The 13,230-nt window shown below is 61.0% G+C and carries 13 protein-coding genes and 1 tRNA gene; all 14 read right to left on the bottom strand.

Annotated elements, in window-relative coordinates; genetic code table 11:
• Position 1: 1 nt before the first annotated feature.
• The gene (locus KGA81_RS26560; RefSeq protein WP_223550008.1) at positions 2–409 is read right to left on the bottom strand and encodes a type II toxin-antitoxin system HicB family antitoxin; all 408 of its coding nucleotides are present in this window, start codon (positions 407–409) and stop codon (positions 2–4) included.
• Between the two features lie 37 nt (positions 410–446).
• Entirely contained in the window at positions 447–626 is a 180-nt protein-coding gene (locus KGA81_RS26555; RefSeq protein ID WP_223550006.1) for a type II toxin-antitoxin system HicA family toxin, read from the bottom strand.
• 304 nt (positions 627–930) lie between these two features.
• Positions 931–1,290, bottom strand: coding sequence for a type II toxin-antitoxin system HigA family antitoxin (locus tag KGA81_RS26550; protein WP_150727554.1), 360 nt, complete (start codon positions 1,288–1,290; stop codon positions 931–933).
• Entirely contained in the window at positions 1,290–1,592 is a 303-nt protein-coding gene (locus KGA81_RS26545; protein ID WP_007984692.1) for a type II toxin-antitoxin system HigB family toxin, read from the bottom strand. The genes KGA81_RS26550 and KGA81_RS26545 overlap by 1 nt, the downstream gene beginning before the upstream one ends.
• A 251-nt stretch (positions 1,593–1,843) precedes the next feature.
• Positions 1,844–1,917, bottom strand: a tRNA-Gly gene (locus KGA81_RS26540).
• Between the two features lie 181 nt (positions 1,918–2,098).
• Positions 2,099–2,983, bottom strand: coding sequence for an alpha/beta fold hydrolase (locus KGA81_RS26535; RefSeq protein WP_223550004.1), 885 nt, complete (start codon positions 2,981–2,983; stop codon positions 2,099–2,101).
• Between the two features lie 313 nt (positions 2,984–3,296).
• Complete coding sequence (locus KGA81_RS26530; RefSeq protein WP_223550002.1) at positions 3,297–3,989, bottom strand: pseudouridine synthase; 693 nt, start codon at positions 3,987–3,989, stop codon at positions 3,297–3,299.
• Between the two features lie 33 nt (positions 3,990–4,022).
• Positions 4,023–4,241 (bottom strand): cysteine-rich CWC family protein, encoded by a 219-nt coding sequence (locus KGA81_RS26525; protein WP_223549999.1) that lies wholly within the window; start codon positions 4,239–4,241, stop codon positions 4,023–4,025.
• A 252-nt stretch (positions 4,242–4,493) separates the two neighbouring features.
• Positions 4,494–6,272: an allophanate hydrolase gene (atzF, locus tag KGA81_RS26520; RefSeq protein ID WP_223549997.1), complete on the bottom strand. Its 1,779-nt coding sequence runs from the start codon at positions 6,270–6,272 to the stop codon at positions 4,494–4,496.
• Between the two features lie 25 nt (positions 6,273–6,297).
• Positions 6,298–9,942, bottom strand: coding sequence for an urea carboxylase (gene uca / locus KGA81_RS26515; protein WP_223549995.1), 3,645 nt, complete (start codon positions 9,940–9,942; stop codon positions 6,298–6,300).
• Between the two features lie 291 nt (positions 9,943–10,233).
• Positions 10,234–10,875, bottom strand: coding sequence for an urea amidolyase associated protein UAAP2 (locus KGA81_RS26510; protein ID WP_223549993.1), 642 nt, complete (start codon positions 10,873–10,875; stop codon positions 10,234–10,236).
• Between the two features lie 11 nt (positions 10,876–10,886).
• Positions 10,887–11,612, bottom strand: coding sequence for an urea amidolyase associated protein UAAP1 (locus KGA81_RS26505; protein ID WP_223549991.1), 726 nt, complete (start codon positions 11,610–11,612; stop codon positions 10,887–10,889).
• A 13-nt stretch (positions 11,613–11,625) separates the two neighbouring features.
• Positions 11,626–12,414 carry an ABC transporter ATP-binding protein gene (locus KGA81_RS26500; RefSeq protein WP_223549989.1) on the bottom strand — a complete coding sequence of 263 codons (789 nt, stop codon included), beginning with the start codon at positions 12,412–12,414 and terminating at the stop codon, positions 11,626–11,628.
• Positions 12,411–13,226 (bottom strand): ABC transporter permease, encoded by an 816-nt coding sequence (locus tag KGA81_RS26495; protein ID WP_223549987.1) that lies wholly within the window; start codon positions 13,224–13,226, stop codon positions 12,411–12,413. Before KGA81_RS26495 ends, KGA81_RS26500 begins: the two co-directional genes overlap by 4 nt.
• Positions 13,227–13,230: the final 4 nt, after the last annotated feature.

Genomic DNA, 13,230 nt, shown 5'->3' with positions numbered 1-13,230 from the left:
TCTAGCCTTGTTGCAACACCTTGAGTGCCGCCGAGGCCAGAAAACCCGAACGGCTTTTCTCTTCCGGGTGATGCAGTACGTACTCATCAATCCGGTTGAGCAGGTAGCCAGGCAACGTGATGTTCAGCTTCTGTGCCTTGCCCAGGTATTTGGTGACGTCGATGTCCACCAGTGCCCACGCACACCCCGCATATTTTGGGTTGGCAGCATGCAAGGTCACTTTATTGGCTGGGGGAATGGGCGAGCCGTCTTCGGCCAGAATCTCGAAGTGGCCCTCGATGGCTTCCCGCGCCATGGCCATCGCGTCATCCAGGTCTTCCCCGGCGGAAAAGCACCCCGGAATGTCGGGAATTTCCACGCCCCAGGCGTGTTGGTCGTCACCCATTGAAATTGCAATTGGGTACAGCATGTTCATTGTCCTCCACGGACGTAGCGCTTCGGGCTCCTCAGAGCAGCGCCTGTTGCAAAATACTGATGGCCGTTTTCTTGAGCAGATCTTTCTTCGGGTGAGGGACAGTCACCAGCCCCGGTTTGGTCGGATGCTTGAAGTGATGATGGCTGCCTCTGATTCGTACCAGATACCAGCCGTCCGCAAGGAGTTGGCTTATCAAAAATCGGCTATTCACATCACCTCCCTGTGGTGTGCTTGTGGTTACTATACCTACTGAAATTTTGTTATCAACACTATACCTACCAAACCTTCCTGGGTTCGGTGGGAGAGCGATAGGCTTCGAGTCTAGGAGGGCGCTGCGGCAATGGCTTTGGGCAAGCCCGAGATGAGGTGTTTTGTGTATTACGAGTTTTTGCCACGAACACGTTGCGTTTGAATATCAGGCACAAAAAAACCGGCCACTTGGACCGGTTTTTCAATCTCTGCATCTCCCGCCACCATCCTGACGTGAGGTTGAAATTGGGGGGAGGCTTACGTTATCAGACAACACCCGCCAGCAAACTTTCGTAAGGAATCCGCAACCCGTCGTGCAAGCGCTTGATCATCGACAGGCTCAATTTACGTTTGCGGTTCAACACCTCAGATACCCTTCCGCTCGTGCCAATGAAGGGTTCCAGATCGCGAGGAGTCAGGCCCTGCTGGTCCATGCGAAATTTAATTGCCTCAATCGGATCGGAGGGCGGCATCGGGTAATGCTCGTCTTCGTACTTTTCGATGAGTAGTGCCAGAATTTCCAGCTCATCGCCCTCAGGCGAACCAATTTCAGCTCCCCACAATTGTTCCACGCGTGCAAATGCTGCAGTCAGGTCTTCTTGGTTGCGAATAGGTTTAATGTCCATCACACGGTCTCCGCGTTGATCTGATCGTACTGGGCGTGGGTGCCAACGAATCGTATGAAACCAAGCTGGCGCTGATAGTCGATTGCCATGATTACTCGGTATTTGTTGCCACCGATGTTGAATACAACCCTGCCACCCTTGAGGATGCTGGCCGTTCTCAGCTCAGCTTTAACCTCTTGCGGCGTGCCATAAACGGCTTTCTCCATGTGCCGATACCATTCAACCAGTGGTGTTTCGGAGTCAGCATAAGCCGGGCTACTTTCCCAGAACTCCCGCAATGTTCCTTTTGCAATCACACGCACTACACTTCCTCCCGTTTTGGGAGATATTAGTCTGGGTTTTGGAGAGTTGCAATCTCTGATGTCGTGGAGGAAATCCTTTATCGGGACAAGAAAACGTTCACAAAACCTGGATCTTGCGCGAAAACGCTAATTTTCAGGGTTTGGAGACGCTGACCCAAATCCCGCCCATAAAAAAACCGGCCACTCGGACCGGTTTTTTCTGTCTCTGCATCCCCCGTCAAAACCACCCTGACGTGAGATCAAAATTCGATTGGAGCGGGTGAAGGGAATCGAACCCTCGTTATCAGCTTGGGAAGCTGGAGTAATGCCATTATACGACACCCGCTCAGAGCGCTGACTTTGTACCAGATACGGCCGCGGATTTGAAGTTTTTCTTTACGTGGGGCGGGTTTAACGCAGATGCGACAAAGAAGCCCGGACCGCCTGACGGTCGATCGCGGGCAAACCTCGCGCCTGCAGAATGCGTTTAACGCAGCAGGGCGGGGCTTGCTCGCGATGACGCTACTTCAGCCTGCCAATGCATGGTGTTCCTGGACGTAGTGGTAACGCGGTCGGCTTTCGAGTTGCGCAGGTTTCAGGAAACCCATCAGTGCGTTGCGGCTGTCTCGGCAGGCGGCTTTGTGCTCCATGTCGAGAAAGTGGCCGGTGGCCTGAATGGTGCTGAACGTGCTGTGTTGCACGTGGCTTTCGAACAACCGGGCGTCGGCGGCGGCGGTGTATTCGTCCCATTCGCCGTTGAGGAACAGCACCGGCACGTCGATTTTTTTCGCCGCGTGCAGGTAGCACTGGCGATCGTTGTGCAGCACGTCGTTGATGTGGAAGTGCATCTGCCCGTACTCATGTTCGGCCAGGGAGCTGACGTGGCGATAGTTGAAGCGCTTGAACAACGACGGCAGGTGTTTGCCGATGGTGTCGTTCACCAGGTGCCCGACCCGGTCGCGGTCCAGGTTGCCGAGGTGTTCGACGCCGCGCTCGAGGTAGTCGAGCATGTGTGCGTTGATCACCGGGGAGAACGAGCTGATCACGGCTTTTTCGATGCGCCGTGGTCGTTGCGACAACGCCATCATGGTTGCTGCACCGCCCCAGGAAAACGACAGCACGTGTTCGGCGGCGAAGTGGTCGATCAGCTCAAGCAGGATCTGTCCTTCGATTTCCTTGGTGAGCATTTTTTCATGCAGGTTGTGGGCTTTTGACCGGCCCGCGTAGGGCTGGTCGTAGCAGACGACGTTGAACTGCGGATGGAGGTTTTTCACGGTTTGTGCAAACGACGCAGTCGTGGCCATCGAGCCGTTGACCAGGATAATGGTCTTCTCTGCGGCGTCTGCGCGATAGAACTCCGTGTAAACCCGATACTGACCCTGTATATCCAACACAGCGATTTCTGGCCTCATGTCATAAGACTCCTGGCAAGCGGGTATGCGCGCAAATGAGATTGCACGAGCTTTGTGACAGGTAGGCATACGCCTGGAATTTGAGAGGCCCATGTCGATCCACTGCAGTCCGGTCGACGGGTATTGTTATTGGCGGGCAGTCTGCCGGATGAGGCCGGAACCGAAGGGTTCCTACCGGCAAAAAGTTTCTTAGAAGTATGGGATGACTCATCGGTCACATTTCGGCCGACGTCCTGATTCAAGCAGGGGTCACGTCATCGCGCAAGTGCCATTGGTAAATTGTTCGACAACTTTCTGCTCGGCGGTCGCCTGCTTAGATCAATCCGATCTCAGCATTGCTCAGTGAGCGGTATTCGCCCGGTTTCAACGCGTCGTCGAGCACCAGCGGCCCCATGCGTTCGCGGTGCAGGCGCATCACCTTGTTGTTGAAGTGGCCGAACATGCGCTTGACCTGGTGATAGCGGCCTTCAACGATGCTCAGGCGTGCGCATTTTGCCCCGAGCAGCTCTAGACCGGCTGGTTGCGTGGTGATGTCTTCGAAGGCGAAGTACAGCCCTTCGCTGAACTTGATCGCGTATTCAGGGCCGATATCCTGTTCGGTTTCGACGTAATAGACCTTGGGCAGTTTGGTCTGCGGTTGGGTCAAGCGTCGCGACCAGCTGCCGTCGTTGGTGATCAGCATCAGACCGGTGGTATTGAAGTCCAGGCGTCCGGCGATGTGCAGTTCTTCCTTGTCCGGTTCATCAATCAGGTCGAGCACGGTCGGGTGCTGCGGGTCCTTGGTAGCGCTGACGCAACCGGCAGGTTTGTGCAGCATGAAGTGGCGCAGGGGTTTACCGACTTGCAGCACGTTGTTGTCGACTTCGACGCGGCTGAATTCGCGGACTTCGCTGTGGGGGTCGCTGACGATTTTTCCGTCAACCCTGACGCGTTTTTCCACCAGCAACAGGCGCACCTGCTTACGGTTGAAGCACGGCAGATTGCTGAGGAAGCGGTCGACGCGCATGGCTAAGGATCGGTGAAGAAAGGGGCGCGCATCTTACTTGATTGACTTGGACACTGCTTGCAGCTGCGCTTCGACTTCGGCGCAACGCGGGCACAGGCACGAGGCGTCGCGCAGTTCCGTCGGCAGCGCCTGGAGCACAGCCGGGTCGATGCTGACGCCGTAGCACCAGCAGGCGCGGTCGGCGGTTCGCGGGTCGGCCAGGGTGCAGTCGTTGGGGGCGCCGCAGGCGGGGCAGAGGTCAGGCTGGTTCATGGGCGGAGTGAGACTTCTCTACGCAGGTTCGGTTGCGGCCACTTTGTTTGGCCCGATACATCCCATGATCCGCCCGCGACAGCAGGCTGTGCAAGCTGTCTTCGGGCTGCCGGTAAATAGCTGCTGGGTTCATAGGGTAAATCGGCAGGGATCAGGTGCGGCGGTGCCTGAGCTGATGCCTTCGCTGGCAAGCCAGCTCCTACAAGTTCTGCGCTGGCCCTGTAGGCGCTGGCTTGCCAGCGAATCGAAAGATCACAGCAGTGTTTTCAGATACATCCGCCACCCGCCAAAATGGCTGATATTTACCGCGCCCTCCAATCCATAGGCCTCACAGATAAACCCGCTCTCCCAGCGACCATCCGCCAGTTGCACCTTGCCCAACCCCAGCGGTGCCGCAATCCCGGTCAGGAACGAACCCAACTCGCTGCTCGGCAACTCCCAGACTTCCACCGCAATCGCCACGCCGCCATCCTTCACGCGGACCATGCCCGGACGATACGGCGGACCGCCGGCCAGGGCATAGAGTTGGTAGTCTGTCGAGCTGAAGGTCGTTTCCACCAGGCGGGCGCCGCGCTGCTTGAGTTGCCAGTTCAACGCCAGCCCGTCCAGATGCGCGCCGCAGACCACCAGCCGCGCCCGATCATGGCGTGCAACCGGCGCCGGGGCAGGTGCGGCCAGGCCTTGCTGACGCTGCAAGGCATCCGCCACGCTCAACAGATACTGATCGGTGAAGGCCCGCCCGAACAGCGTCACGCCCCAAGGCATGCCGTTGTCCATGAAGGCGCTGGGCACGGCGACGGCGGCGTAGTCGAGCAGGTTCATGAAGTTGGTGTAGTAGCCCAGTTCCGAATTGCGCAGCACCGGTTCGGCCTCGAGTTCAGCCAGCGTCACCGGGCGGCCGATGGTCGGCGTGACGACACAATCGAGGCCCTTCAGCGCGTTGTCGCACAAGGCTTTGAGCGCTTGCAGGCGGTATTGGGCGCGGAAGGTTTGCACGCCGTCGACGGCGGGCGCCTTGGCCAATACGGCGCGAATCACTGGCAACACGGCTTCGGGGTTTTGCGCCATCAACTCACCGGCCACACTGTAGCGCTCGGCCACCCACGGGCCTTCATAGAGCAAGCGGGCGGCCTCCAGAAACGGCGACAGGTCCAGTTCCACTGCCTCGCCGCCCAAGGCCTTGAGGCGGTCGATGGCATCACCGAACAACAGCGGGCCTTCAGGGCAAGCGAAAAATTGCAGGTCCTGCGCGCGCGGTACGCCGAAACGGAACGGTCGCGGTGTACCGAACGCCGAGCCGTCGTTCCACAGCGGGTTGCTGCGGCTGTATTCGTCCCGTGGATCGAGGCGCGCGGTGAGTGCCAGCAAGTGGCTGGCCTCCCGCGCGGTGGTGGTGAACGTGGTGACGCAATCCAGCGTTCGACAGGCCGGTACGACGCCGGCCGTCGAGATCAGGCCCTTGGTGGCTTTCAGGCCGACCAGGTTGTTCAGCGCCGCCGGCACACGCCCGGAGCCTGCCGTGTCGGTGCCCAGGGAAAAACTCGCGACACCGAGCGCCACCGCCAGCGACGAACCGGCGCTGGATCCGCCCGACGGGTACTGCGGCAGCACGCTGTTGGGGCACGCGCCGTAGGGTGAGCGGCTGCCATTGAGTCCCGTAGCGAATTGGTCGAGGTTGGTCTTGCCCAACGGAATCGCACCGAGGGCCAGCAGTTGCTCGACGATGGTCGCCGAACGCTCTGGCACGTAGGCAAATGCCGGACACGCCGCCGTGGTCGGAATGCCCGCCAGGTCGATGTTGTCCTTGATCGCGAACGGCACGCCATACAGCGGCAGGCTGTCGGGAGCGCGACCGTCGAGGGCGGCGAGGTAAGGTTCCAGTTCCTCGGCGCTGAGCAAGTGGATGAACAGGTGATAGTCCGGGTTCAGTGCTGCGGCTTTGTCCCGCAGTTGCAGCAGCAATTGCCGTGGTGTGGTGCGGCCTTCGCGATAAGCGCCGCGCAGGGCGTCGAGTTGCAGATTGATGTTCATGGCGTGAGTCCTTTTCAAAATGGGTTCAGTCGAGTTCCAGCACCACGACGCGCTGTCCGGCGCGCACCGCCGAACCCGGTTGCACGCGAATCTCGCGCACTACGCCGGCCATCGGTGCGAGCAGGGGGATTTCCATCTTCATCGACTCCAGGATCACCAGCACGTCACCGGCCTCGACGCGGCTGCCAGCCTCGACCCGGACCTGCCAGAGGTTGCCGGCAAAGTGGCTGTCGACGCTCTGTTGGCCGCTGGCCAGCGGCGCCTCTTCGGTCGCTTCCGGGGCCGGCTCTTCACTGTCGAAATGGGCCTGGCCGCTGGCGATCCAGCGTTCGCGTTCGGCGTTGAACGCTCCTTGTTGCTGTGCACGAAAAGCGTTGATGGATTCGGCTTCCTGCGCCAGAAATGCCTGGTAATCCGCCAGGTTCAATTGACTGTGTTCGATGTTCAGGTCGAAGCGCCCGAGGGGGAAATCCCGGCGAATGCGCAGCAGTTCATCGGCGCTGACCGGGTAGAAACGGATCTGGTCGAAAAACCGCAGCAGCCATGGTTTGCCATCGAAGGCAGCGACTTCGCGGTAGCGGTTCCACATCTGCAGCGTGCGCCCGACAAACTGATAACCACCGGGGCCCTCCATGCCGTAGACGCACATGTAGGCGCCACCGATGCCCACCGAGTTTTCCGCGGTCCAGGTGCGCGCCGGGTTGTACTTGGTGGTGACCAGGCGATGACGCGGGTCGAGAGGGGTGGCGACCGGTGCGCCGAGATAGACGTCACCCAGGCCCATCACCAGGTAGCTGGCGTCGAACACTGTGCGTTGTACTTCATCGAGATTCGGCAGGTCGTTGATGCGGCGGATGAACTCCAGGTTGCTCGGGCACCATGGCGCGTCCTTGCGCACGGTGGTCATGTATTTCTCGATGGCCAACTGGCACGCCGGGTCGTCCCAGGACAGCGGCAGATGAACGATGCGCGACGGTACTTGCAGGTCTTTGGCGGCGCACACGGCGTCCCATTCGCCGGCAACGATACCGAGCAGATCCGACACAGACAGTCGCTCGGGCTGATAGTGGATTTGCAGTGAGCGGATGCCGGGGGTGAGGTCGATCACGCCCTGCAGGTCTTTGCTTTCCAGCGCCTGCATCAGGGCGTGGGCACGAAAGCGCAGGACGAGGTCCAGTTCAGGGGCGCCGATTTCCAGCAGCAGGTGAGTATCGCCGGACAGTCTTGCGACCAGCCGCGTATCACCCTGCCCAATGTCCAATACAACAGGCGACACAACCCCCTGTAGGAGCTGGCTTGCCAGCGAAGGGGCCCTTTCAGCCAACCTTGATGTGTCTGACGCACCGTTTTCGCTGGCAAGCCAGCTCCTACAGGGTTGCCATTTCAAGGCAAGGGTGCGGGCGGTCTTGAGGTCGACAGGGGAGAACTGCACCTTGTCCCCCGCCTTGAGCTGCCCCAATTGCCAAAGATCCGCCTCGATCACCGTCACCGGGCACACGAACCCGCCGAGGCTCGGGCCATCCGGGCCGAGGATCACTGGCATGTCACCGGTAAAATCCACCGCGCCGATCGCGTACGGATTGTCGTGGATGTTCGACGGATGCAAACCGGCTTCACCGCCGTCGGCACGCACCCACTCAGGTTTCGGCCCGATCAGGCGCACGCCCGTGCGGCTGGAGTTGAAATGCACTTCCCACTGCGTGGCGAAGAAGGTGCCGATGTAGTTTTCGGTGAAATATTCCGGCGCACCGTGGGGGCCGTAGATCACCCGTATCTGCCGAATCGCAGGCAGTTCGGTGAGCTGCTCTTGAGCCAGTTGCCGACCGGCACTGCGGTCATTCAGGGCTGGCAGGTGCAACACATCACCGGCTCGCAAGGCGCGGCCACCGTGGCCACCAAACTGGCCGAGGGTGAAGGTGCTTTTGCTGCCCAGATAATCCGGTACTTGCAGGCCGCCACGCAGGCACAGATAGCTGCGCGCGCCAGCGCCGGCAATGGTGCCGAGGCTCAAGGTGGATCCTGCGGCGACCAACAGCGCAGTGTTCATCGGCACAGTTTCGCCGTTGAGCAGCAATGCAATCACCGCACCAGTCACCGCCACCACCGCCTCGCAATTGAAGCGCAGCAACGGCCCGCTCATGGTGATTTCCAGCGCCGCGGCGCCTTCTTCGTTGCCCAGCAAACGGTTGCCCAGACGCAGCGCGCGACTGTCCATCGGCCCCGACGGCGGAACACCCACCGCCCAGTAACCGAGGCGACCGGGATAGTCCTGCACGCTGGTCTGGGTGCCCGCACTGAGCACCTCGAACGTGTTGGCCTGATACACCAGGCCTTCCAGGCAACGGGTCCACGGTTGGCCGCTGGTAAAAGGCGCATCCAGCAGAATCTGCCGCAAGTAGTCGCGGTTGGTTTCCACGCCATAGAGCAGGCTGTCGCCCAGCGCCTGATGCAGGTCCGCAGTGGCCTTCTCGCGAGTCGGCGCCCAACTGATGACCTTGGCGATCATCGGGTCGAAGTAGGGCGGGATCTCGCAGCCAGCCTCGACCCAGGTGTCGATGCGTAGTCGAATGCCATCGGCTACCGGGAAATCCACGGCGGTGAGCAACCCCGGGCTGGGTTGAAAATCGCGGCCTGGATCCTCGGCATACAACCGTGCCTGAATCGCATGACCCTGCGGTTTCAAACCCTTCGCCAGATCGCTCAGCGGCGGCAGGTCACCGGCCGCCAGTTGCACCATCCAGCGCACCAGATCGACACCCCATACCTGTTCGGTGACACCGTGTTCCACCTGCAAGCGGGTGTTCACTTCCAGAAAGTAGAAGCGCCGGGCGTCGCTGTCGAAGACGAATTCCACGGTGCCGGCGCTGCGGTAATTCACCGCTTTGGCCAGTTTGATGGCCGCTGCGCACAACTCATCGGCCATGCCGTCGGGCAGGTTCGGCGCCGGGGTTTCCTCGAGGACTTTCTGGTTGCGGCGTTGCACCGAGCAATCGCGCACACCGAGGGCGATCACCTCGCCGCGACCGTCGCCGAACACCTGCACTTCCAGATGGCGGGCACGCTGGATGTACTTCTCGATGAACACCCCGGCGTCGCTGAAGTTGTTCTGACCCAGGCGTTTGACCGCTTCGAAGGACTCGCTCAACTCGGCCGCGCTGCGGCACACGCGCATGCCGATGCCGCCACCGCCGGCGGTGCTTTTGAGCATCACCGGATAGCCGACCTGTTCGCCGGCGACCAATGCGGCGTCGAGGCTGTCGAGCAACTCGGTGCCTTCGAGCATGGGCACGCCGTGTCGTTTGGCCAGGGCGCGGGCGGTGTGCTTGAGGCCGAACACGCGCAGTTGTTCGGGCGTCGGGCCAATGAAGGCGATGTTGGCGGCCTCGCAGGCTTCGGCGAACGCGGCGTTTTCCGAGAGAAAGCCGTAGCCGGGATGGATCGCGGTGGCGCCAGTGGTTTTGGCGATGGCGAGGATTTTATCGACCATCAGGTAAGTGCCGGCGGCCGCACCTTCGCCGAGGCTGTGGGCCTCGTCGGCTTGCAGGATGTGCAGGCTGGCGGCATCGGCTTCGGAGTACACGGCGATACCCTGAACTTGCAGCTCGCGCAAGGTCCGCAGAATGCGGCAGGCAATGGCGCCACGGTTGGCAATCAGGACTTTTTCGAACATGGCATAACCCCTGAAGGGGATGCGGGCCGTCCCGCAGTTTTTTGAAAGGCAACGGGGTCGTCCCCGGTGGAATAATCAATTCGTTCCAAAACACCATTGGCCTCTTGTAGGAGCGAGCTTGCTCGCGATGGTCGTGAACGATTACGCGTAAAGCCAGATACCCAGTGGTGCTCTTGGGTTTTTCGCGAGCAAGCTCGCTCCTACAGGGGGGTGGTGGTTTTTACTTTTTCAGGCACTGCCCTGATCGGGCCTGGCACAAGGCAAACAACCAGCGGCGCAACCGCGAATGTTTCAGTTCCATACCAGCAGCTCCGCAGGCGTAGGGTTGTAGGCATTGCACGGGTTGTTCAGTTGCGGACAGTTGGAGATCAGTACGATCACGTCCATCTCGGCCCGCAGGTCGACGTACTTGCCCGGTGCCGAGATGCCATCTTCGAAGGTCAGGCCGCCATCAGCAGTGACCGGCACGTTCATGAAGAAGTTGATGTTCGGCCCGATGTCGCCCTTGCCCAGGCGGCCATCGTGAGCGCAGGCACGCAGGTAGTTGTCGCGGCAGCTGTGCATGTAGCGTTTTTCCAGGGCGTAGCGCACGGTGTTGCTCTCTTGCGCACAGGCACCGCCCAGGGTGTCGTGACGCCCGCAAGTGTCGGCGACGATGGTCAGCATCGGCTTGCCAAGGTTGGAATACAGCACGCTGCCGGTGCTCAGGTACACGCTGTTCTGCCGGCGCAGGGTGCGCTGTACGTCGTAGCGCTCTTTGGGATTGGCAACGCTGTAGAACAAGGTGTCGACGGCCTGATTGCCCTCAAGGTCGAGGATGCGCAGGGTCTGGCCGGCCTTGACCTCCATCAGCCAGGGTTCGCCGGCGGGGATGGTGGCGCGGTAGGCGGCCGTTTCAGGCGACTGTGGAGCGGTGGCGATTGCGAGTGACATGGCAGCGATCCTCAGGCGAACAAACGGTCGGTGTTGATGAAGCCGCGCTCGTTTTCCGGGCGCGAGGTGCGGCAGTGTTCGGCAACGCTGGCGTCGGCGTTCATCCAGCTGAGCTTCAAGGGTTTCGGTGCATAGTCCGGCGTCGGATCCATCGGATGTTGTAGCGCGGTGAGCACCACCAGGGTGTCCATCGGCGCGTACAACTCGATGTAGTCGCCAGCCTTGGAGTTGCCTTCTACGAAGTGGAAACGCCCGGCGTCATCGACGTTCACGCGGCTGAACAGATTGAGGGTCATCAGCAGGTCGGACAGGCCCAGCCCCCACTTGCCCAGTTCCACCAGCAGGTTGTCGGTGCCGTTACGCAAGAAGCCGTTGCGCAGTTCCTGATAGCGGCCGGTGCCGTATTTTTCGGCCACCTCTTCAGCGCAGAGCACACCGCCGAGGCTGTCGCTCCAGCCGCAGGTGTCGGCAGTGATGGCAGCCAGCACGCGGCCCATGTCCGAGTACAGGCAGTGGCCGGCGGTGAGCTTGGCGGTGTGTTGGCATTTGAGGCTGTCGGGCAGGTTCAGGCGTTCGGTTTTTTCATTGGCGTTGAGCATTGTCAGGCTGACGTTGGCGCCGCCGCGCAGGTCGGTCAGGCGCAGCAGTTGTCCGCGCTTCAAGACGAAGGAACGATGGCCGCCGCCGGGGAGCATTTCTTCGGCGAAGGGCGGGAACAGTTGGGTCGAATCAGTCATTTGCAAAATTCCTCTAAGCGATACGAAGCGTGCCTGCCAAAGGAGCCGGCAAGGCGTCGACGGCGGCACGATGGGCGCGGCGGTCGCTGTTCAAAGGGATGTCGTAGGTGATGCGTGCGCCATAGGCGCCGGGTGCGTGCGGGTCGAGACGAACCTTGTCGAACACCAGCAGGCGCGTGCCGAGGCTGAAGCCTTCGGGCAGGTCATGGGTGACCATGAACACCGTCAGTCGGGTCTCACGCCACAGCTCCAGCAGCAAGGCGTGCATGTCTTTGCGGATGCCCGGATCGAGGGCGCCGAACGGTTCGTCGAGCAGCAACACCCGCGGCTTCATGATCAGCGCCTGGGCAATGGCCAGCCGTTGTTGCATGCCGCCGGAGAGCTGCGCCGGGTACTTGTCCAGCGAGTGGCCGAGGCCGACTTTGTGCAGCAACACCGACGCCTGTTCGCGGGCCTGTTTTTTCGCGCTGCCGAACAGGCGCCCGAGCAAGGGTGAGCGCGGCAGTTCGAGGCCCAGGGCGACGTTGTCCAGCACGCTCAAGTGCGGGAACACCGAGTAGCGCTGGAACACCACGCCACGGCTGGCATCCGGCTCACTGGCCAAGGGCTGGCCGTCGAGCAGGATCTGGCCGCGACTGGCGCGTTCCTGGCCGAGCAGCAGGCGCAGGAAGGTCGATTTGCCGCATCCGGAGGCGCCCACGAGCGTGCAGAACTCGCCCTCGTTGACGTTCAGGTTCAGGCCTTCCAGCACCACCTGATCGGCGTATTGCTGCCAGACGTTTTTCACCGTGATGAAACTCATGCCCGCGCTCCTTCATACCAAGGGAAAGCACGCTGGGTCAGGCGTTTGAGGCCCCAATCCATCAACCAGGCGAGCAGGGTGATCCACACCACGTAGGGCAGGATCACGTCCATCGCCAGGTAGCGGCGCACCAGGAAAATCCGATAGCCGAGACCATCGGTGGAGGCGATGGCTTCGGCAGCGATCAGGAACAACCACGCCGAACCCAGCATCAGTCGCAGTGATATCAACAGGCGCGGCAACAACTGCGGTAGCACCACGCGCAGCATCAAGGTCCAGGTCGAAGCGCCAAGCGTCTGCGCCTTGATCAGTAACTCGACGGGAATTTCCCGGGCGCGCTGTTCCAGATCCCGAGCCAGGCACGGAGTGATACCGATCACGATCAGCATCACTTTCGACAACTCCCCCAGCCCGAACACGATGAACAGAATCGGCAGGATCGCCAGCGGTGGCACCATCGACAGCACGGTGAGTACCGGCGACAACGGTGCGCCAAACAGCGGCAACGTCCCGGCGGCGATGCCCAGGCAAAGCCCGGCCAATGCACTGATGCCAAGTCCGATGGCCAGCCGTCGCAGGCTGGCAACGCTGTCTTGCCAAAGCAGGTATTCGCCGGTGCGGGTGTCGGCCACGAACGCCAGGCGTTTCACCGCATCGCTCATCTGCACGGCGCTGGGCAGCAGCTTGTCGTTGGGGTTGTCCGCCAGTCGCTCGGCCGAGCCCGTGAAGTAGGCGAACAGCACCAGGGCGAACGGCAGGATCACCAGCAACAGGCGACTCGGACGGTCCGGGTGACGGTTGATCAGGCGCATGGCC

It is taken from the genome of Pseudomonas sp. A-B-19 (assembly GCF_019947515.1).
Lineage (GTDB): Bacteria > Pseudomonadota > Gammaproteobacteria > Pseudomonadales > Pseudomonadaceae > Aquipseudomonas.
The sequence above is the reverse complement of the archived record's forward strand: the minus strand, read 5'-3'. Positions and strand labels throughout refer to the sequence as shown.